This window comes from Propionicimonas paludicola, from assembly GCF_002563675.1.
GTDB lineage: Bacteria > Actinomycetota > Actinomycetes > Propionibacteriales > Propionibacteriaceae > Propionicimonas > Propionicimonas paludicola.
In genome coordinates, this window is the sequence record NZ_PDJC01000001.1 from 1 (window position 1) to 20614 (window position 20614).

Genomic DNA, 20614 nt, shown 5'->3' on the forward strand with positions numbered 1-20614 from the left:
GGGTCCGTCCCGACGATGCCCGCGGCTATGCCCGTCGGGTGTTGGTGAATCTGAGCGTCGATCGGTGGCGGCGCCGTGGCCCGGAGTCGGTCGAGCTGACCGAGTTCGCGGCGTCCGGCTCGGCCGAGGCCGGCGTCGACGATCGGGACGAGATCGTCCGGTTGTTGCGGACGCTCTCGCCCCATCAGCGGCGGGTGATCGTGCTGCGCTACTTCGACGATCTGACTGAGCCCGAGGTGGCCCGCACCCTCGGGGTGAGCGTGGGCACCGTGAAGTCGGCCTGCTCGCGCGGGCTGGCCTGCTGCGTGAGCAACTGACCCCGATCAAGAGGGGGAACGGTGATGGACGAAGTGGAGACCCGCTTGCGGGATGGCCTGATTGCGGTGGCGGAGCCGGTGCGTCCGACCGTTCAGGCGGAGGCGCTGTTCGCTCCCGGAGAGCGGCTGCGGCGCGTCCGGCGGTCCGCGCGGTGGCCGGTGGGCTCGCACTGGCCCTGGTCGGCTGGCTGAGCTGGACGGGCCTGGCGCCGCTGCGCCCGAACGGGTCGGCCCCGGTGGTCGCCACGCCGTCCCCGTCGGTGGTGGACACGGAGGACCCGTCCCGCTAGCGAAGGACCGGGCGCGCATCGAGCTGTCCTCCAATGCGGGGGTGACTGCCCGGGTGGAGGGATCGGCGGTGCCGTCCGCGGGCGGGCTGACGGTGACGCTATTTCGGTACAGCCCCTCCGGGGCGCTTCTGCAGAGTTGGACGGGTGAGGCCACCGCAGATCGGCCCTTCGACGTCGCCTCGGACCTGGGGCAACACTTGCGGATCGGAGTGCTGGCCCACCGGGCAGTCCACCTCTGGGCGCCGATGAGCTTCGCCTGGGATGACACCCCCGGCATCCTCTATGAGCCGTTGCCCGGGGTGGATGCGACCTTGTACGTGGCCTACTACGACGACGGTCGAGTTCCGACGATCGACCGGCTGGAATGGGAGAGCCCGTCCGGGGAGCACTTCGACGGCACGGGCAAGCGGCTGTCGCAGGTGCATGTGGCGCTGGGTGGCCTCGACGGCTGGCTCTACCTGGATCAGACGCACACCGTTCTGCGCTACAAGATCAACGACATGGTGAACTCCTTCCGGCGCGGGGCGCTCGTGCTGGACTGTGACGCCCCTGACCCCGCCATGGGGCCGACCAAGTCCCTACAGGTGTGCCTGGTGCCCCACGGTTCGACGATCATCCGGACGAAGCTGGCCCCGGCGTCCGGCACTCGCAGCGGTACCACCTGGACGGCTGGGACGTGATCATGGCGATCGGCACTCCGCAGTCCGGCAACCTGGTGACGTCAGTGACCTACCGGGACGACCGTGGCTACACCTACACGGAGACTCCGCGCCCCGAGTAGGGGTCTGATCGGTGCACCTGCGAGCGTCGGCGGGCGCTGGGGTGGGCTGGGGGCTCAGGGCGTCCGTCTGACCAGGGGTTTCGCTCGGTTGGAGTTCTCCGCCGCTCAGCCGGTATCATCGCCGACGGAGGATTCGCCTAGAGGCCTATGGCGCTCGCTTGGAAAGCGGGTTGGGTTCACGCCCTCACGAGTTCGAATCTCGTATCCTCCGCCAGTTGGCTAGGGAGGCGTGCTCCGACCACGGGAGGAGCGTTTCAGGCATCTGGCCCAGCTGTTATCCGCGGAGGGGTTGTCCCAATCGCAACCGGGCCAGGTCAGTCGCCCGCCTCCACGCAAGGACTGATCCGCCCCCCAGCAACCCACGCAGGGTGTGCCGGCGAGAGCCGCCCATGGGGGCCTAGGCCCACATCGGCGCTGCTGCACCGAGATGTGAGGCGAGAGCATCACCGGTGAGCCCGACCACGCGCTTGAAGAACACAAGGCACTGCTCGGCGTCGACCAAACGGAGCGGCGGATCCGCGAGCGGGCTGGCGGAAGCACGAACTGACTGGAGAACACGGACCGCTGGAAGGTGCTCATGTCCGTGGGCGATCGCGTGACGCACCTTGAGCCACTGGTCGATCCTGGCTTCAACATCAGACGGTTGCACGGCAATCGATCCCTGACCGCGACCACCAGCCTGGCGCCAAGCCCAGTGTTGCCGCGGGTCGAAACCCACTCCTTGGAGAAGCCGACGCGTGTTCTGCGCGTTCGGAGTGGAGAAGGCGCCCACTTCCGACTGAACCCGGCCGACAATGACCTTGTAAGCGGGCAGAAATGGATCCGCCGCTGGAGGTTCCGACATTGCTGCGCAGCTCAACACCATGTCTTGGACGGCAGCCTGCCACGTCGCAACGGTGATCACCACCACCGCCCGGTTGATCGAGGTCTCTTGAGTGCGACGCCCGCGCCCGCCGCCTCCGGCATGCCGGTGCACAGAGACCAGGTTGTCGGCGTGCACGATCGCGCGACGGAAGTTCGCTGCTGCCTGGTTCAGGTCCACGATCCACATAATGCCAGCGGACGGGGAGTTGGGCCGATGGTGTCAGAGCTCGCCCCGCAGCCCGGGCAAGCATCGCGCGGCGTCCGCAGCGGTGGTAACTCGGTGCGTGCACCGAGGCCGACCTGGCCACCTTCGCTGGCCTGGGAAGTGTCGCCCGTGTGGTGGCTGACCCGACGCCGGGCCGGTCGCAGGAACCCAGGGCTCTTCGTGCCGTCGGAAGTAGGGCCTTCGACTCAGCCCGGTCCGATGGAAGCCCGCTTGAGATTCCGCACCGCGGCTTTCCCAGACTCATGCCGGTCGTTCAGGACTTTGTGACGAGCCGCTTTGTGTATGCCGAGGTCCTCGGCAGGTTCATATTGGGAACCTTGGACGCAGTGCTACCCGCTCGCATCGAGCGGGTAATCGCCACATCCCGCACCCCACTCGCGACCTGAAGGCACGAGATCCAGCGCATGCGGCGGTCGGCAGGGCAAGATGTCCTCTGTGATCACCCCACCGCCGCAACCAACCACGACGCGAGGTTGGGCAGGGCTCTGTTTTAATGTGCACAAGCAGCTCGCGGCCATTAACGAACCGGTGGTCAAGGCCAAATTGGGGGCAGCTATCGCAGCCGCGGACGCCATGGACTTCGCCGTTCGTCTCCGTGGCTTTGGAGCGGCCTCAGCGCTGATATGGCCATCGAGTTTGCGACCCTCGCGGGCATAGGCTCGCATCGGCTCAGCACGAAGTGCTGCCCACGCTCAAGCGGCGGATGCTAGTCGACTACTCCTGGGTGTCGACGGGAGGCTGGCTTCGATCGAGGAGTTCGTCGGCCTAAGCGGACGAGTAATCGACCAAGCACTCCGCGTGCTGAGCGAATACAATCCTACGGGAGTTGGAGCAGGCAGTTCTTCACAGCACCGAGATCGCTAGTTGGCACCGTTGACCCGGTCACAGCAGCGGACCAGATCTCGCGGAGAGGCTATGTCGATGAAGTCGCCGACGCAGCGCTTGCTCTGACGCTCGCCTCGGGGATCACTGCAAGGTGCTATCGGCGGCGCTTGGCGAGGATGTGGTCTACAACCCCAATGTCTGGGGAGGCGGAGCGCAGGCAGTCGACATTGCGGGCTTTCTGCGGTCGCTGCCCACGGCGAGCGAGACTCGTTGCTCGGCATGTGCGAGTTGGCATCTGCCAGGCCGGGGCTAGCGCTCAACAGCTATGGCGCATTCGATTCCTCGATCCTCAAGTCTGCTCGGAAGGTAGGGCTCCTGCAGGCCGTCACGGTGAAGTCCAGCGCTGCCGGCGCCTCACCACAGACGTACGTCTTTTCGCCGATCCAGGAGTCGCAGGACGACCGTCTCCTAACAACGGAAGCACTGCACCAGCGGAAGCTCTTCGTTGCCCACATTCTCTACGGTCACGAGAAGGCAGCGACGAGCATGGGGCGTATCCAGAGCCCCACCGTTCTCGTGAATGCGCTGGTGAATCGGGGCTCTGTCGGTCCAGCAACGAACATCTCGACCGATTATCACCTGCTGGAGGCCCACGGAATCGTTTCTGTACGATCTGGCTCCGGCGGGCGGGCGTATCTGGACGCCGTGAAGACTGAAATCATTGAGGGTGGCCTTGCTTGGCTCCAAGCATCACAATCCGCGGACTCAGGCGTGAGGGGTTCGCTAGAGCCGTTGCGTCCCCCGTCGAACTGGAAGACGCCAGAGGCGGACCGAGCAGAGATTGGGGATCAGCGGGAGGCCGACGAGATCACCGGCGCAGCGATACTTAAGCTTCGAGAAGCCCGACAGGAGGCCCAGCGTGCTGCCCGATTCGACTTCTGAGCAGAACTCCTTGCCAATGGATGATCTGGTTGCCCCCGGTGGCGCTTCGGCTGGAACGAGAGGCAGTGGTCGCTCACACCTTTCTCGGCTTGGGCATCGAGCTCCCGCTGCAGCCAGCGTTACGGGTCGCCGCCTTGAGCATGCAGCTCCCGCGAAGCTCAGTGCCGGCGCCGAGCTTGAGATGCGGCTCGCCCGAATGTGCTTTCTGGCAGGGGAGTTACGTAAGGGCTGGGGTCGACCTTCAGCGCCATTACTATCCGGATCCGTTGCTGATTACGGACCTGGATCTTCTGGCGTACTCGTTCACCCCGCAGATGAAGTCCGTCAAGTTGATCGGGGAGGCGAAGAGCGGGACCGGGAAGTCGGCCCCAAAGCCACTGGACCGCGTCATCTGGTTGGCTGGGCTACAGCGAATTGTCCGCGCTGACCACGCGATCTTGCTGACCGCCACGCCACCGTCCGAGAGAGTTCGTGACCTTGCTAGGACGCTCGACGTCGCCGCGCTTAGCACCGGCGATCTAGGAAGATGGGAGCAACGAGACCTCGCTGAGATGCAACAGAATGCTGGAAGCCAGGGCCCGGAAGCATGGCAGGCGACTGCATCCACTCACTTCGCAGTCAAGAAGGAGCCAGTTCTCGAGCGCGCCTTCTGGTCGCTCCGGTCGGAGATCTGGTTCGTCTCTCCGTGGCAGGCAACGAAGCGCTGCGTCGGGATCATCGCCGAGCTTCGAAAGTGGTGGACGCCAACGCTCGACGATGACGACCAGGCGGCGCTGCGTTGGCTGTACGCGGAAGCGATCTCTGTGCTCGGGCTCCAGATCGTCATGCTGGTAGGTCTGGCTCGCTCAACCGACCCCCGAGATTGGCGCCAGCAGGTGGAGGACCGCTTGGCCGAAGGGCTCGTTCCGGCTCACGCGATGCGAACGCTATCGAAAGCAGTTGACATGTATGTTGCTCGGGCACTGTCGGCTGCTGGTGCTGATGCCACGCTGAAGGCGGAGTCTGTCGGTGCCTTCGAGCCCGCACCCCCACCTTGGACTGAGCAACTTGTCGAACTGATCAACCGACTCGCAGAAGAGTCGACGCTGAGTGAGTTGCCCCGCCATATCGACTTAGTGATCCACGAGCGATTGGTGAAGCGAAGACACATTGCACCGGACCTTCTACAAATCTGCGGCCACGATCTCGCATCTGGCGAGCGACACCGTCGTTGGCTCGCCGCATTCCTGCGCTCCGCGGCGGAGATACCAGATGCCGTCAGCAAGGCCCTCACGGCATGAAGACCTCCTGGAGACGGGGCCTTTCCCCGGGCATCAATCGGCTCACGGCTGCGCGCTGAGGCCGGATGTCTTTGGCTCTTTGGGTGGACACGCGGGCGCCAAGGTGAATCACAGCCGTTCGATGAGAAGCGTCGTTTGGCCCCTGTGGCGGGCTCGTGTCAACCTCGCGAGCTCGGCCGTCGGTTGGCGTGGACGGCCTCCGGTCGGGTGGCGAGGCTGTCGTCCCCAGTCTGACAAGTTCGCACCGCCGTCTTGCGTCATAATGACTACATGAGCGAACCTCCCCAACTTGTGAGCATCGGCTACGAGGGCAGGGACTTGAGCCAACTCGTGCGCGCTCTTCAGAGTTGCGATGTTCAGGTGCTGATCGACGTCCGTCTGACCCCGATATCCAGGAAGCGAGGGCTCTCCAAGTCGGCCCTCCGTGACGCGCTTGGCGCGGCCGGGATCGGCTACGTACATCACAGAGAGCTCGGAAACCCGAAAGACAACCGTGAGGCCTTTCGGCACGGCTCCACTCAATCCCGGATGCTGTACCGGCAACTACTTGAGTCGGATGAGGCTATGGGTGCGATTCACCACGTGACTGAACTCCTCGATGAGGGCACTGTGGCTCTGTTGTGCTTCGAACGTGACCATTCCCAGTGTCACCGTGGAATAGTCGCGGACGTCATTGCCGAGGAGATGCCAGTGGAGCTGACCTGCGTCTAGGTCTTCCGGGGGTACCAGACGCCAAGCCCCATGAAGGATTGAGGGTGTAGTAGCTGGTTCCCAACGAAAAGGTGGGCATCCTTGTCTTCAGAAAAGAGCCCCTGCCACTTTGCGCGCAGGCGTTCGGGGATCTCGTCCGCTGGGTAACGAAGCGACCAGGTACGACCAGCCTGTCCGACCTCCCAGTCGATCAGCGACTGGTCGTGCCCCTTGCAGGCTGGATCTGTGCAGCAGTACCGAACCCGCATGTCGTAGGGCTGTGGTTCGAGTTCATTGCGGACGTAATCCTCATCGAAGAGCGTTGGCATTGCCGCCCGGGCCACTTTCTGCTGCTGTGCTCGATTCCAGGGCTTCCCTTTGGTGACGCTCACTTGCGGATTCAAAGGCTTGACTAGGCCGAGCGAGGGGCCCAGAGTATGAGGTGGAAGGTTCTTGTTAGCGCTGATCAACGCACAGGTTGTGGTGGCGCCCACCAGAGAGCCCAGCATCTCGCGACGCCTAGTCCACTTTCCTCGCTGCGAATCGATGACCTCGCCCGAGATGAGGCGTGAGATGTCAGGGGTGTACGACTCTGATCGGATGTCCTTGGCGCCGCGTGAGCGTATCGGGACCTCCACAATCTGGTACTTCTTGAATTGCAGATCGTAATCGAGCAGGCGGAAGGAGATCGGGTAAAGCCGTACCCACTCCGGCTGCGGCGTGTCAAGACGCACGCCGGCTGTGCACACTGTCTCGAGGTGCCTCTCGGACGGCGTCGGGTAGGTCTTCGCGGTAATGAGGATGCGGGCCTGCACCATTCCTTGGGCTGCCTGAGCAGTCATGCGTCTCCTTCGATCATGATGAGACCCATAATGTCGAAATGCGGGATCCGCGTCAGGTAGTTCGGAGAGGAACCTCGGGCGCCGCACCGCGCGGCGGCGCCCGTTCCGTCAATATTGGGACATGGCCGACGATGCCCGAACGGGTCCGGCGAACCCGAACCGGGTGGACGCGCTCTTCAGCTATGTGGTGGCGACTGACTCTGGATTTGCGCCGAATCCGTTCTTCGGGGTTTGCACGTTGGCGTGCTGCAAGCCAGCGATCCGCAGGGCGATTGGCGGACGGCTGCTGCGTCAGTCGGGACGAGCCGACATCACTGAGCTGCGGAGGTCAGATCCGGGCTACATCCGAGCGCAGAACATCTGGGTGGTCGGGCTGGCCGGTGTTGGGCTGCGGGGTCGTCCGCATCGGTCGGTGGTGTTCGTGATGCAGGTCACCGACGTCCTCGATTTCGAGTCGTACCACCGGGAGTATCCGCAGAAGCGTCCGATGCGGACGCCGCCGGCCACGTCCGTTGATCCGGCCTGGCATGGGGATGCGATCTACACCGGCAACGATCCGGCCACCGCGCGCCAGCTGGCCCCGTCCGCGCACTCCAACGGTGAGGCCGAGGACGAGGGCAACAAGTGGCACGACCTCGGCGGACGCTACGTCCTGGTGTCGGATCACTTCGTCTACTTCGGGCCGGACGCGCCCTACTTGCCGATCGAGGGGAAGTTGCACCGCGGCAGGGGGCATCGCTCGAATCACGGCGCCGAGGCCATCGCCGAGCTAGAGGCGCTGCTCAACGGGGAGTGGGCTGAACTGCTCGACGATCCAGAGAGGCGGGTGAGCTTCGTCGCGGGCGACCAGCCGAGCTGCGACTGCGGATGCGCAACGATCCACGCCGACTCCGACAGACATCGCTCAACTGGCGTCGGGACCCGCGCTCTTGCGACGAGACTGTGAGCTGATCGCGTTGGCCGCCTTTGCAGCAACGCCACGCGCTCAGTAGCAGGGGCGGCTAGTGGAATGGGACTGTGTCGCAAGAGTGGCCAACACGTTGCCTGAATCGCCGGGCGACACGAGTAGCTTCGTGGCTCCGCAACATCGGTCCCCGCTCAATGTTGCCGCTACCCTGGTGATCCCAGTCAATTCACGTTCTAGGGCTGCAAGGTGAACGAGCACTTTTTCCGCAGACAATCTACATATGCTCGAATTCGTGATCTCAGTACTCCTGACCACTGGGTTGTCTACGTGGGACTAGGCGCCACGATCGACCGAACGGATGTCAGCTGGAGCAACTTGGTTCAGCAGTTGCTCGGGAAGTTCTGGAAGGAGACGGATGCCAATCTGGAGGATGTCTCTGATTGGGTGACGAACCTCGGACCCGAGCGTGCGGCAACTGCGGCTGAAGCCCTGTATCAGTGGCGAGACAAGGGCAATTGGGTTGGTCATCTGCAAGCTGATCTTGGTTCGATTCTCTATGGGCCGCGCCGCATGATGGCCGGAATGCTGCTCCAGGCGCTGAGCATGTGGGCCGCGATGATTGCGTGGCAAGGAGGATCAGTCCTTTTTGTCACTCCCAATTACGACAGCTATCTCTATGAGGAGTTGCATCTTCAGTCGGAAGGGCTGGCTCCGCGGGTGGTGTTGAACCCTGTGGTGGTCTTAGGCGAGGGCGAGGGCCTTCCCGGCAACGTCACTAGCCCGGGCTCACTGACGTGTGTGCACCTGCATGGATCGGTGCCCTACGGCGACCGCCCTGTCGGAATTCCAGTCGTAGGTGAGGTTACCTACAGCATGACGAGTGCCCGCACGTCCGCGTTCCTAACTGAGTGCATTGAGTCTGCGCGACTGCTGATAGTGGGCTCGTCAGTAAGCGACGGGCCACTAGTTTCGAGTTTGATAGCTACTTCAAGCTCTGAGGGCCTGCAACCGCGCTATGCGATCCTGCCGCATCAAGGCTCGGAGTGGCTTGCGTCATCAGGTGTTCGCCACGGCATAAAGGCGCTTAGCTCTGACCGGCTCGCTGCGCTGGCGCTCACCGCCATCAATCCGGACTTCTACTCACAAGTAGCGCAACTGCTTCTCGAAAGCACCTGGGCACTCATGCGCGGCGACGTGGATCGTCTTGAAACCGTAAGGTACCGACGGAGGTACGACGAACGGTTGGCGCGTTGGTGGAGGGGTTGGTCCGGGCACTGTGATGACTCGGCAGCCCAGGCGTTCCACCACGACATTCTTGACAGGTATCTGAAGATGGTGCGCTTCCAGCTTGGCGCCAGCCCGGACGAAGGGTTGAAGATTGAGATATGGGCGCGATGGAGCCCGAACCATCTGCGCGAACTGGCACTTTGGGCGGCCTCCATTGGGACTTGGCGCGACCACGAGCTTATGCGTCGCGACACTATCTCGCTTGAGAGTCCATATTTCGCGGTTCGGGTGTTCTGCGCAGGCTCGCCGCAGTTGGACGCCGCCGGTGCAGACGCGCCAGGGAGATGGAAGACGTCGTTTGGAATGCCCCTTTGGCATGATGGCAAGGGTGATGGGCCAGTTCCCGTGGGTGTTGTCGTCGTCTCCAGCACATGGGGAGTGAAAGCGGGTCCCGGCCATGGCGAGAGCTCGCTAAGGGAAAGGAACCTTGATCGCATTCAGCGAGCGATGCCGTGGCTGGAGGAGGCAGGTGAACTGATCCTTGACAAGGAGATTCCAGCCAAGAGTCGGGGCGAAGTGCTGCGTGAGATTGACCGCGCGCTGGGTGCCTAACGGAGGCTAGAGCGGTTTGGCCTCTGGATTCACCATGGCGATATCGGAGACAAGCCAACGGTTTCGCCGAAGGTTGCGGCGGTATACAGCCTCAAGCTTCGCGCGAGTCGCGGGGTCGCCCACCCCCTTGGTGAGCTCACGCAGAGTGAACACCTCGGTTGGCTTGAGGTCCTTCACAGGCTCATCGAGGGTCATGCGTCGTTCCCTTCCCCGGGGCACACCGACATGAAACCGCGCGGGTGGTGGTACGCGACCCCGGTGCCAGTAGCCGTTCGGTCATGCGACCACACCGGACATCTGGGTTGAGTGGCCGTTCCTGCCGAACTTGGCGCGGGTTCCGCGACGCGAATGTGTCGCGGGGAGAAGGCGAGTGTGTCGCTGCTCAACTCAACTCGGACTAATTGCGGTTCCTGATACGCACCAACAGTCACCATGTGAGCATCCTGCAATACCTGACGCGGTTCGCCACGTAGGCGAACCGCGTGTTGCAGTTCGAGAAATTGCACCAAGTGCTCCAGTGTGACGTCGTGCGTCGGCTCGCGTCTTGCTTCAACTACAGAAGCTGCGGTTATCGTCCACCGCAGAGGCTGGGCTTGGCAAGTACCCTTTCGTTGGCCGGTCGGCTAGGGGGTCGCCGCGGATCGTGCGCTAGTTGGTGCCTGAGTGCTGCCCCACATCCGACCGCAAGGCGGGGTCCGTCGCTGTGACCTGGGCATACTCCCGCCGCGTCTGCGGCGACCTGTTTGCGCCGTGGTGAGCCGGAGGCCTTGTAGTCCAGGGCCGTCGGGTCAGGGTTGGGGCTTAGGCGGTCTGAGCGACGGTGGCGGCGACGACGTGAAGGTCGCGCATCGCGGCAGAGTGAGGCACCGGACGGAAATCGTTGATCAACCGGGCGAGGGCGGTCGCGGCGGCTCGGATCGGCCGCTGAGCCTCAGGAGTCGGCGATGGTGCTCAGCAGCGCGCAGGCGTGGGCGATGGCGTGCTGGTCCTCGGCGTTGAGGGCGCGGAGTTGGGCGTCCAGCCAGGCGTGGCGCTGGGTGCGGGTGGTCGCGGCGATGTCGTCGCCTTCGGGGGTGGTGCGGAAGAGCACCTTGCGGCGGTCTTTCGGGTCGGGGGTGCGGATCGCGTAGCCGGCGGAGGTGAGTCGGTTCACGCTCTGGCTCATGGACGCCGGCGCGACCTGGCCGTACTCGCTGAGCTCGGTCAGGGTCTGCGGGCCGTGCTTGTGTAGCCAGATGAGCACGTCCAGGGCGGTGTCGCCGAGGCTGCCTTCGGGACGTTCGCTGCGGAAGCGGCGATAGAGCCGTCCCACCGTGGACCTGACCTGGCCTCCGAGACCTCCGTCGAGGGCGTCGTCCACTCCGTTTGCTTCCGTCTCCATAGATCGTTAGCATACCTAAAAGACGATCTTTAGTACACCTAAACATCGTGACTCGCCAACCACCGATGCCTTCCTCGGAGCTACCCATGTCATCACCCACCGCCGCTGCAGGGTCAGCCGTGATGGAGAAGCCGTTCTCGTGGCGGTTCACCACCCCGCTGTTCATTGGCTCGGCGCTGAACCCGATCAACAGCTCGATGATCGCCACGGCGCTCGTCCCGATCGCCACCGGACTGGGCGTCCCCATCGGGCAGACCGCTTCCCTGGTGACCGCCCTCTACCTGGCCAGCGCGATCGCCCAGCCCACCGCGGGCAAGTTGGCCGCGGTGTTCGGCGCCCGACGGGTCTTCGTCGTCGGGATCGTCCTCGTGCTGCTCGGCGGCGTGCTGGGGGGAGTGGCGCCGAGCCTGGCGATGGTGCTGTCCGCCCGGGTGTTGATCGGGCTGGGGACGTCGTGTGCCTACCCGTCCGCCATGATGCTGATCCAGCGTCGGGCCGCGCAGACCGGCATGGAGAAGCCGCCCGGCGGCGTGCTCGGTGGTCTGCAGATCGCAGGGATGGCCACCGCAGCGCTCGGCCTGCCGATCGGCGGGGTGATCGTGCAGACCATCGGCTGGCGTTGGGTGTTCTTCATCAACGTCCCCGCGGCGCTGATCGCCCTAGCCGCAACGCTGATCTGGATCCCGCGCGACCCCGTCCCGCAGGAGCGCAGGAACGTCCGCGGCGTGCTGTCCAGCATCGACCTAGCCGGGATCATCGGCTTCGGGCTGGCCACGATCGCGCTGCTGCTATTCCTGTTCTCCCTGCAGAACCCCAACTGGACGATGCTGGCCGCCGCCGTGGTCCTGTTCGTCGCACTGACCCTGTCGGAACTGCGCGCCGCGTCCCCGTTCCTCGACGTGCGACTGCTCGTCCGCAACGGTGCCCTGACCCGCACCTACATCCGCTTCGCCCTGGTCGGGCTGTGCGTCTACGTGGTCATGTACGGCGTCACCCAATGGATGGAGGCCGCGCGCGGCATGTCCGCGCTGAGCGTCGGACTGCTCCTGCTGCCGATGGGGGTCATCTCCGGGGTGATCGTCGCGCCGATCTCGAAGCGCAACCTGGTCCGCGGGCCGGTGATTGTCGCGGCCGTCGCCAGCCTGATCGGCTCCATCGGCGTGGCCTTCCTCACCTCCGACACCAACATCGCGTGGATCATTGCGATCACGGTGGTCTTCGGTGTGGTGCTGGGGACGGCCTCCAGCGGCAACCAACTCGCCCTCTACCTCGAGGCGCCACCCGAGCAGCTCGGCGTCGCGTCCGGCCTCTTGCGGACGTTCGGCTACATCGGCTCGATCGCGTCCTCGGCCATCGCCGGCATCGTCTTCCACACCGAAGCCACCGACAGCGGCGTCCGCACCATCGGCGCGATCATGATCGTGGTCAGCCTCATCGCGGTCGCTTTCACGGTCTTCGACCGCTCCCTCCGCCGCCACGCCGGCACCACGTCCCACGCCTAGAAGGAAGCCAGTTCATGCCCGTCAACCCCCTAGGCGTCCTGCTCCGCAAGCGGCGTGCCGGACACCACACCCTCGCCTGGGCCACGCCCGAACTGCAGGCACCCGGAACCTTCGTGCTGACCAGCCCGGCCTTCGACCACGGCACTCCGATCCCGCCCCGACATCGCGGACGGATGCGCGGACCCAACATCTCACCGGCCCTGACCTGGACTCCGCCGCCGGCGGGCACTCAGGAGCTCGTCCTCATCGTTCAGGACCCCGATGTGCCTCTCGGCCGACCGGCCACGCATGCCCTCACTCTCGGCATCGACCCCACTGCCCAGGGCATCCCGGAGAACGGGCTCACTCACCCCAGCCCCGTCCGTGGACTCCGCCACGGCAAGGGCGGTCTCGGTCGCCGCGGCTACTCAGGTCCGCTGCCGATTCGCTCCCACGGCCCGCACAGCTACGTGTTTCAGCTGTTCGCCCTCGACCAGCAGATCGATCTGCCCGACACGTTCACCCTGGACGACACCGTCCAGGCCATGGCTGGACATGTGATCGCCCGCGCCCGTCTGGACGGGACCTACGAGATCCGCTGACGGCACACAATCACGTTCGCCAGCGAGGAACCCTGCGATCACTCGAGTCGGGTGCGCGCACTCATCTCCGCTAGCTGCACTGTCGCCTCATCGCCTGCAGTCAGGCGTGGCTGTTGTATCCCTCAGTGCCCCTTGGTGTGCGGGAGGGCAGGCGGTGCTGACAAGGGTGAGAGTTGGCCCAAACTCTCACCGCCGATTACCCATGCGTGTCATAGTTGAGAGCAAGCGAATACTAGATAATTGAGGATTATCTGTTGTCAGCGAACAATGAAGCCGCTGGTGATGGTCGGGCGGCGGTCAAGGCCCTTATCCGGCGGATGGAGCGTGAAGCACCCGAGCTTGCACTCTTTCTCGTCTACGATCGGCCGAGCCGCGCGGGGGAGCGCCCCGGTCTTGAGCGAGCGTTCTTCACTCAGCGATGCGTATCCGATGAGCAGTTGAGGCAGACGGTGGAGGCGTTCCGCAGCATCGGGGCCTACGTAGAGTTGTTCGAGGGTGAGCGGGAGTTCATCGGTGCTGCGGCATCCGGCCGACTCGGCTCACTCCAGCGGCGCATGAAGGTCGTCTACAACGGCATTGAAGGCTCGATCGCGCACGACGCGTTCATGCCAGGACGCAAGGCACTAGTGCCCGCCGTCGCAGATTCATACGGGTTCCTCTGCGCCAACTCGAACGCCTACGCCTGTGCGCTAGGTCGCCACAAGTTCCACTATCTGAGCCTGCTGAGCAGTCTGGGACTGCCCACGCCTCGCACCTGGCACTACCGCAAGGAAACCGGCTGGGCCGGCGGCCATTCACCCACAGAGGGCCTGAAGGTCATTGCGAAGTCGACCTACGAGTCGTGGTCGGTTGGCGTAACGGACGAGTCGATCTTCCTCGCTGACTCGACCAGCACGAACCGGGTCGCGGCAATCGCGGAGCGGATCGGTCAATCCGTGACCGTGCAGGAGTTCGTCGCGGGGCAAGAAGTCTGCGTTCCCGTACTCGCGACACCCGAGTTGATGGGTACTCCCCCCGTTGTCGCAGTCCTTGCGAAGGCACCATTGGATCCAGAAGCAGTCATGACGATTGATGACAACCTGATGTCTGGCGGAGTCACGTACCAAGCGCTCACAGACCAAGACCTTGTCGGACGGCTTCACTCTCTCGCACTCCGGGCCTTCATCGCACTAGAGCTGGATGCCTTCGCCCGGATCGACTTCCGTGTCGACGAGTCGGGGAACCCCTTCATCTTCGACGTCGGAGTGTCCCCGGGCCTGAGCAGGGGCAGCTCGGCTTTCGCGTCAATGTCGCACTGGGGTTTCACTCACGAGGAGTTCCTTCGGGCGATACTGGCCGCCAGTCTGCCAGCATCGGGCATACGGACTCCCTCAGGAGTCTCGCCAGAGCTCCACCTCCGGTAGCCGGAACCCTCTTCCGTAGTTGTCCCACAACGGGCCGAACTCCACCGGATGGCGGTCGATCACATACCGATCAAACTCGCTCGGCGTGAGGCTCGCTTCCGTGAAGCTCTCGCGTAGAAACAGATGCCGACGTTCAAGAAAGCTGACGGTGGTGTAGGCGATGGCGGAGAGCGTTGTCCCAAGGCCGTCCCACACCCGCAGTACATCGAAGTCTTCGCCGGCTAAAAACCGAACGGCGGTCTCGTTGCTGCCGAGAAGGTAGACCATGCTGGGCTCAGGACTTGTGCGGGTGGCATTGAGGTGACTGCGAAGAATCTTGAACTGACTAAGCGCACCATCGAGGTCACCGGAGAGTGCTAGGTACACGGCGAAGGCGTTATGAAGATAGAAGGGGTCTTCTCTATTGCCGTGCACGGCGATGATCTCTCGTTGACGCGAGGCAGCCTCACCCGGCGTGACTCGGCCGCCGCGGAGGCTGGCCAGCAGATGATTGCCGTGCGCGTAGTCCACCCTCGGGAAGGTCCCCGGTTCGAAGTCGTCGATCAAAGCAACGAGTCTCTCATGCGCCGTGATCGCATCGTCGTAGCGAGCGTTGCAGATTAGGTTCGCCCCATAGTTCAGGAGGCACCGGTAGTACTCAAGTGGTTTCCGAATGACAGACTCTTCGTCACGCGGCGCGAAGTACTCGGCGGCGCGTCTTGTACGGCGGAGAGCGATATCCGGCTGCTCGACTGCACCGGCGCTTCTGTCGAGGATGTGGAGTTGGTCACCAGCGCTCTCGTCGAAGCCAACTCGACTCTCGAGACGGCTTCGGAGATCCCGTTCAAGCGCGCGAGCTTCGCCCTTATCTGTGGTCATTGCGAGGCCGTAAAGGAGGTGGCGCATAAGCCGAAAACCCAGGTCGAACTCCTCTGACTCGATACCCCGCCAGGAGTGCAACAGTTCCCGGCCAGACCGTCGGTTCACCTCACTCCGAGTGGCCATCAGGCACGCCGCAGCTATGCAGTCCGCCTCAGCATTGACCGAGCGTGCCAAACCTCGTGGAACGCGATCGACCAGATCAAGGCACTTCTCAAACTCGTAGGCGCCGAGAGCGATGGTTGCCTGCACCAGTGCACTGAGCGCGTCAGCTAGCCCGCCATCAGCAATGGCTTGTCGGACCTCTGGAGAGAGGTCCTCTAGGGTCCTGCTGTGATCTCGGGTGGCCTGGAGGCCCGCTTGAAGTCCTAGGACTGCAGCCTCCTTCGTCCGCTCAGCACGAAGTGCGTTGATGCAGCGGGTCTCATAGTCATCAGGCCGGAGGACCCGTAGGCAGTCCATTAGCCGCTCATGCACTTCCACGCCGTCAGTCAGTTCGGGATCGCGGAAGTACTCGCGGATGATGTCGTGCACAAAACGGTATGTGCTCGCTCCTCCTTCGATGACGCGTTCATCGCAGCACCTCCGGATCAGGCGACGCGCCTCGGCATCCTCGCCGGGGTAGGCGCACACAACCTCGGCTTGTCGGAAGGTGAGCCCGATGGTTGCCGCGATCTGCAGTAGGGAGTGGAGCTCGTTACCAACATTGCCGAGTGCGCGCACGCGTTCGCCGAACAGCTCTCGCCGAAAGGCTGTGATGCTCATGGTTGTGAGTTGGCTGGGCCCGTAGCGGGATAGGTACTCCGCCGCCCGCTGAGCCAGCTGCAGGTGTCCGCCAGTCAGCGCGTAAATGTCCTCCACCGTCTCGCTCGGCGTGCCAGCCGGCGCACCAAAAGCGGTCAGGACTTCTCGGAACTGGGATGGAACTATCTCACCTAGCTCACGGCGGCGAACCCACCTGGCGGCAAGCGCGTCGTCATGGGCTCGCGGATAGACAACGCCTTGATACTTGGCGAGAGTCTCAACAGCAATCACGCGAAGCTGAGTCAGGAAGGGATACGACTCTCGCAACTCTTCGTCTAGCAATGAGCTAAGGAACTTTAAGGAACCCGCGTCCCACCAATGCAGGTTATCGGCGATCAGGAGTAGCGGTCGCTTCCTAGACGCCCGCTCCAACACGGCTAGGGCATGCTGCTCGGCATCGCTGAAGACTCGGGAGTGTCCCCTCTTGCGGGATGGGCCGAGCCGCCTTGCGCCATCCACCACCTGAGCAAGCCCTTCGACGAGGCCCGCCATGTTCACGGCAGCCAGGGCCATCTGGCCTATGCCAGCCACGACTGGTACCGCACCCCTCCATCCCTGCGGCAGGCTCTCGAGTGCGTAGCCGAAGGGCGCGAGCGTTGAGGCGCTGCGATCGATGTCACCGACGGCAGTGAGAGTCACGCCTCCTGCGTCCTGCCAAGCAGAGCCAACCACTCTTGCGATCGTTGACTTGCCTACGCCAGGAGGCCCGGTTAGAAGCTGGATTTCATCGGCGGTTTTGAGGCCTTCCGACAACTCCCGCACGACCGTGTCGTAGCCGAGCACCTGCATGACGCTGGACAACAGATAATCCTCAATTATCGTGGAGGAACCTCTGGGTGAGGACGTCGGCGTTGGTGACTGCGCGGTGCAGAGCGGTGTCCGAGACGTGCGTGTAGATCTCGGTCGTGGTGATGCTTGCGTGGCCGAGCAGTCGCTGAACTACGCGGATGTCGACTCCCGCCTCGAGGAGTTGGGTCGCTGCAGCGTGGCGGAGCATGTGGGGCGTCACTGGCTGCTCGATGCCGGCTTGCTCGGCGGCGCGCTTGATGCGCCAGCGGATCGTCTCGGCCGTGATGGGGTTCCCGCTGCTGTTGAACAGCAGGTAGGGGTGAGTGACACCCGCCGAGTCGCGGTACCCGAGGTACTCATCGATCAGCCTCTTCAGCCACGGGCCAACGATGTAGACCACTCTCTCGCGTTGTCCCTTGCCATGGACTCGCACCGCTCCCGCTGTGAGGTCAATGCTCTTGCACGTGATCGTCGCAGTCTCGCTCACGCGCGTGCCGGTGACGAGCATCAGGCTGACAGCCAGCAGCGTGGTTGCGGTGGCAGGTTGCTCCCGGATGTCGCCGTGGAGGCTGCCCGTTCGGCGGAGCTGCTTGCGGAGGTAGCTGTGGAGCGTCTCCAGATCACCGCTGCGAGCGACCTTGGGCAGTGTGTATCCGCCGCCTGGGCGAATATCGACCGACGCCCACAGTCCGGGCTGCGCGAGTTGGCGGTCCACCATCCAGGAGTAGAAGCCGTGGAGTGCGCTCGAGCGCCTCATGATCGTGCGAGAGGTGAGCCCCGCTTGGCGTTGCCCCTGTAGGAACCTAAGGAAGTGGCCTGCCGTCAGTTCAGTTGTGTCTATGGCCGCGTCCATCTGGCGCAGCCACAGCGTCAGATCGGAGTCGTATGCGCGTGCCGTGTGCGGTGACGGGTCCTTCGTCATCCGGTACCAACCTAGGTACTGCTCGACCGCGGAGCTGGTCTGCATCGTCAAATCCATCCTTCATGTGTTGAGATCGGTGACCGGGGACCCCTGCTCTCGCGGGCGCCAATCGGCAATCGCGCAGCGACAAGGTGAAACGGCCATGGCTTCTCACGCGAGGATGTACCGGTTGGCGCACAGGTGGGCGCAACTGGCTGATGGTGAACACGTACAACGCCGGCCGCAGGACGCGATGCGAACCCAGTTCGGGGTCGCCTCAACCACTCGCGTCAGCGAGTAACTGGAGCCTCAGGAGAAGGCAGTGCTGCGGCTCAGCCCTTCGAGCGGGATCCGGCGGTGAGCTTGGGTGCGAAGTTGGCGAACTCGTAGTCGAAGACGTCGGTGCGGATCTCGCCGACCAGGCCCCGATAGAGCTCGACGCCGACGTACTTGGTGGCCAGCTTGAGGCGTCCCTCCTTCTCCAGGCGCCGGACGCTGACCTGTACCTGCGGTTCGTCCAGCACGCGCAGTGGACGGAACTGGCTGGCCCGCCGGACCAGGTCGTGGTCTTCGGCCAGTCGCAGCGACTCGTCGAAGCCGCCGACCCGCTCGAAGAGCCGGCGCGAGATCACGATGCAGAACCCCGGCGCATGCGGGTCGACGTACTGTCCGACCTTGATCACGGCCATGCAGGCGCTGTGCAGAAACTTGTCGAGCGAGCTGTCCGACAGCGGGACGATCTGGCAGGTGGCCAGGTCGAGGAACCGGCCCTCCAGCTGCTCATGCAGGTCGGCCAGGAACGTCCGGGAGATCCGGACGTCCGCGTCCAGGAACACCAGGAACGCGCCGGTGGCCGCGCGGGCGCCGTTGTTGCGTCCGATCCCGGGCATCCCGCCGGCAACCACCCGAGCCCCGGCGGACGTGGCCATCTCCACTGTCTGATCAGTCGAGCCGGCATCGGCCACGATGACTTCGAAGCTGCGGAACTCCTGGGCCTCGAGGTCGGCGAGCAGGCCGGGAAGCAGCTCCGCTTCGTTCAGGGTCGGAATCACGATGCTGAAGGCGATCGGGTCAGTCCGGGTCATGGCGATGCTCCTTTCCTCGTCGTTGCGACGGTGAGTCAAGCGGCGCTGCGGTCGGCCAGCCGGCCGGCGACCAAGTGGTCGCCGATCGTGTCGAACGAGTGGAAGTTGCGCAGGACGTCCTCTGCGGCTGCGCGTCCGGCTTCGATCAGCTGCGGGACGTCCGCAGGAGACCACTTCGACAGCCCCCTCAGGTCGGGTCGGATGGTGAGGGTGGACGCCTCGCGCTCCAGCTTCGCGATGGCCTCGGCGGTGCCGGGAGGTGCGGCCACCCACTCCGGGCTGAGCCGGACGGCGATGGTCCAGCGGGCGCCGAGCTGTCGGGCGGCTTCGATCGGGAGGTTCGCCCGCAGCCCGCCGTCGTACAGGACCTCGTTGTCGCGGATCACCGGCGGGAACAGTCCGGGAATGGCGACGCTCGCCCGCAATGCGTCGGCCAGTGATCCACTGGTGATCACGACGGTCTTGCCGCTCCGCACGTCCGTGGCCACCGCACCGAACCGGATCGGCAGCTCCTCGATGCGTTGCACGGTCTCCAGCCGGCTCAGGGTCTCGCTCAGCGCTTGGGAGTCGAGGATCCCGAGCCGCGGGGTCAGGGTGAGTCGACCGACCGCCGCCCAGCTGCTGGACAGCATGAGTTCCTCGATCTCGTCCAGCGGCGTCCCGGACGCATAGGCGGCACCCACCAGGGCGCCGGCGCTCGTCCCGGCGACGACCTCGGGGTACAGGCCACGGGCGTTGAGGGCCTGCAGGACGCCGAGGTGCGCGGCACCCAGGACGGCGCCACCACCCAGGGCCAGGCCCAGCCCGGGGGTGGTCATCGTCTCGCCTCGACCGCGCGGCGTCCGGGCAACTCCTGTGCCCGGGTGGGGTTCAGGCCGTCCAGAAGCAGGCTCAGGTAGCGCCGGCGAGTGCCCTGGTCGGTATCCAGCAGTCCGGGGACGGCGGTGACCATGGCGAGCAGGGCCGGCACGTCATCGGGATCGAGGTCGGGACGCAGGTTGCCGGCGGCCTGCGCCCGAGCGATGGTGTCGCGCAGTTCCTCGTCGCGGGCCAGGAACTCGCTGGTCACCGAGGCGATGTTGCCGATCGACTCGACGACGCCGCGCTCCCGCTCGAGCAGGTCGACCAGGCGTTCGGCGACCGACAGCAGATCGTCCCGGGACGCGTCCGAGGCGCAGAACTCGGTGAGCAGCGGACGAACCTCCTCGACGAACACCCGCTCCATGACCGCCTCGGCCAACTTCTCCCGGTTCGGGAAGTGCCGGTAGAGGGTGGCGATGCCGACCCCGGCCTCCTTGGCGATCAGGTTCAACGTGGTCGATCCCGGACGCCGCAGTGCCTCGCGGGCAGCCGCGAGGATCCGTCCGATGCTGGAGGCGGCGTCGGCGCGCAGCGCCTGCAAGGGTCCAGTGGTATCCGATAGCACACTCTCATTTTGATAGTGAGCTATCACTTCTGTCAACCAGGTCGGTGGCGCGGCCTCGAGTTCAGTGCGTTCCCGTGGGTG

At 64.4% G+C, this 20614-nt stretch carries 20 protein-coding genes and 1 tRNA gene; 12 read left to right on the forward strand and 9 right to left on the reverse strand.

Annotated features, from left to right (window positions below):
* The 4 genes from ATK74_RS00005 to ATK74_RS00015 form a co-directional block, all read left to right on the forward strand.
* The coding region (locus ATK74_RS00005; protein WP_143483503.1) for a sigma-70 family RNA polymerase sigma factor at positions 1-317 on the forward strand (317 nt) is incomplete at its 5' end.
* 152 nt (positions 318-469) lie between these two features.
* Positions 470-607 carry a hypothetical protein gene (locus ATK74_RS15240; protein ID WP_169923658.1) on the forward strand — a complete coding sequence of 46 codons (138 nt, stop codon included), beginning with the start codon at positions 470-472 and terminating at the stop codon, positions 605-607.
* Between the two features lie 41 nt (positions 608-648).
* A complete protein-coding gene (locus tag ATK74_RS00010; RefSeq protein WP_098459115.1) occupies positions 649-1287 on the forward strand; it encodes a hypothetical protein in 639 nt (212 codons plus the stop codon).
* Positions 1288-1514: 227 nt separating this feature from the next.
* Positions 1515-1602, forward strand: a tRNA-Ser gene (locus ATK74_RS00015).
* Between the two features lie 183 nt (positions 1603-1785).
* Here ATK74_RS00015 and ATK74_RS00020 read toward each other — a convergent pair.
* The gene (locus ATK74_RS00020; RefSeq protein WP_143483504.1) at positions 1786-2430 is read right to left on the reverse strand and encodes a hypothetical protein; all 645 of its coding nucleotides are present in this window, start codon (positions 2428-2430) and stop codon (positions 1786-1788) included.
* A gap of 1152 nt (positions 2431-3582) precedes the next feature.
* On the opposite strand from ATK74_RS00020, the gene ATK74_RS00025 reads away from it, so the two are divergent.
* The 3 genes from ATK74_RS00025 (at position 3583) to ATK74_RS00035 (ending at position 6236) form a co-directional block, all read left to right on the forward strand.
* Complete coding sequence (locus ATK74_RS00025; RefSeq protein ID WP_098459117.1) at positions 3583-4245, forward strand: hypothetical protein; 663 nt, start codon at positions 3583-3585, stop codon at positions 4243-4245.
* Positions 4246-4310: 65 nt separating this feature from the next.
* Positions 4311-5525 (forward strand): hypothetical protein, encoded by a 1215-nt coding sequence (locus tag ATK74_RS00030; RefSeq protein ID WP_143483505.1) that lies wholly within the window; start codon positions 4311-4313, stop codon positions 5523-5525.
* Positions 5526-5795: 270 nt separating this feature from the next.
* Positions 5796-6236, forward strand: a complete 441-nt coding sequence (locus ATK74_RS00035; RefSeq protein ID WP_098459119.1) for a DUF488 domain-containing protein — start codon at positions 5796-5798, stop codon at positions 6234-6236.
* Here the strand turns inward: ATK74_RS00035 and ATK74_RS00040 are convergent.
* Entirely contained in the window at positions 6233-7057 is an 825-nt protein-coding gene (locus ATK74_RS00040; RefSeq protein ID WP_143483506.1) for a hypothetical protein, read from the reverse strand. The two genes, ATK74_RS00035 and ATK74_RS00040, sit on opposite strands and share 4 nt — an antisense overlap.
* A gap of 121 nt (positions 7058-7178) precedes the next feature.
* Here ATK74_RS00040 and ATK74_RS00045 point away from each other — a divergent pair, with 121 nt between their 5' ends.
* Both ATK74_RS00045 and ATK74_RS00050 read left to right on the forward strand, forming a co-directional pair.
* A complete protein-coding gene (locus ATK74_RS00045) occupies positions 7179-8003 on the forward strand; it encodes an Nmad2 family putative nucleotide modification protein (protein WP_098459121.1) in 825 nt (274 codons plus the stop codon).
* Between the two features lie 207 nt (positions 8004-8210).
* Positions 8211-9803 (forward strand): hypothetical protein, encoded by a 1593-nt coding sequence (locus ATK74_RS00050; protein ID WP_143483507.1) that lies wholly within the window; start codon positions 8211-8213, stop codon positions 9801-9803.
* 6 nt (positions 9804-9809) lie between these two features.
* Here the strand turns inward: ATK74_RS00050 and ATK74_RS00055 are convergent, their stop codons facing one another.
* Complete coding sequence (locus ATK74_RS00055) at positions 9810-9998, reverse strand: hypothetical protein (protein ID WP_098459123.1); 189 nt, start codon at positions 9996-9998, stop codon at positions 9810-9812.
* Between the two features lie 736 nt (positions 9999-10734).
* A complete protein-coding gene (locus ATK74_RS00060) occupies positions 10735-11184 on the reverse strand; it encodes a MarR family winged helix-turn-helix transcriptional regulator (protein ID WP_098459124.1) in 450 nt (149 codons plus the stop codon).
* A gap of 86 nt (positions 11185-11270) precedes the next feature.
* On the opposite strand from ATK74_RS00060, the gene ATK74_RS00065 reads away from it, so the two are divergent.
* From ATK74_RS00065 to ATK74_RS00075, 3 genes are all read left to right on the forward strand, one after another.
* Positions 11271-12686 (forward strand): MFS transporter, encoded by a 1416-nt coding sequence (locus tag ATK74_RS00065; protein WP_098459125.1) that lies wholly within the window; start codon positions 11271-11273, stop codon positions 12684-12686.
* A gap of 14 nt (positions 12687-12700) precedes the next feature.
* Complete coding sequence (locus ATK74_RS00070) at positions 12701-13267, forward strand: YbhB/YbcL family Raf kinase inhibitor-like protein (RefSeq protein WP_098459126.1); 567 nt, start codon at positions 12701-12703, stop codon at positions 13265-13267.
* Between the two features lie 254 nt (positions 13268-13521).
* Positions 13522-14670, forward strand: coding sequence for a D-alanine--D-alanine ligase family protein (locus tag ATK74_RS00075; protein WP_098459127.1), 1149 nt, complete (start codon positions 13522-13524; stop codon positions 14668-14670).
* Here ATK74_RS00075 and ATK74_RS00080 read toward each other — a convergent pair.
* The 5 genes from ATK74_RS00080 to ATK74_RS00100 all read right to left on the reverse strand — a co-directional run bounded on the left by ATK74_RS00080 (position 14638) and on the right by ATK74_RS00100 (position 20533).
* Positions 14638-17133 carry an AAA family ATPase gene (locus tag ATK74_RS00080; RefSeq protein ID WP_143483508.1) on the reverse strand — a complete coding sequence of 832 codons (2496 nt, stop codon included), beginning with the start codon at positions 17131-17133 and terminating at the stop codon, positions 14638-14640. The two genes, ATK74_RS00075 and ATK74_RS00080, sit on opposite strands and share 33 nt — an antisense overlap.
* Before the next feature lie 10 nt (positions 17134-17143).
* Positions 17144-18088, reverse strand: coding sequence for a tyrosine-type recombinase/integrase (locus ATK74_RS00085; protein WP_169923659.1), 945 nt, complete (start codon positions 18086-18088; stop codon positions 17144-17146).
* Positions 18089-18354: 266 nt separating this feature from the next.
* Positions 18355-19107, reverse strand: a complete 753-nt coding sequence (locus tag ATK74_RS00090) for a glycosyltransferase (RefSeq protein WP_098459130.1) — start codon at positions 19105-19107, stop codon at positions 18355-18357.
* Between the two features lie 35 nt (positions 19108-19142).
* Complete coding sequence (locus ATK74_RS00095) at positions 19143-19925, reverse strand: patatin-like phospholipase family protein (protein WP_098459131.1); 783 nt, start codon at positions 19923-19925, stop codon at positions 19143-19145.
* Complete coding sequence (locus ATK74_RS00100; protein ID WP_211283226.1) at positions 19922-20533, reverse strand: TetR/AcrR family transcriptional regulator; 612 nt, start codon at positions 20531-20533, stop codon at positions 19922-19924. Before ATK74_RS00100 ends, ATK74_RS00095 begins: the two co-directional genes overlap by 4 nt.
* Positions 20534-20614 lie beyond the last annotated feature (81 nt).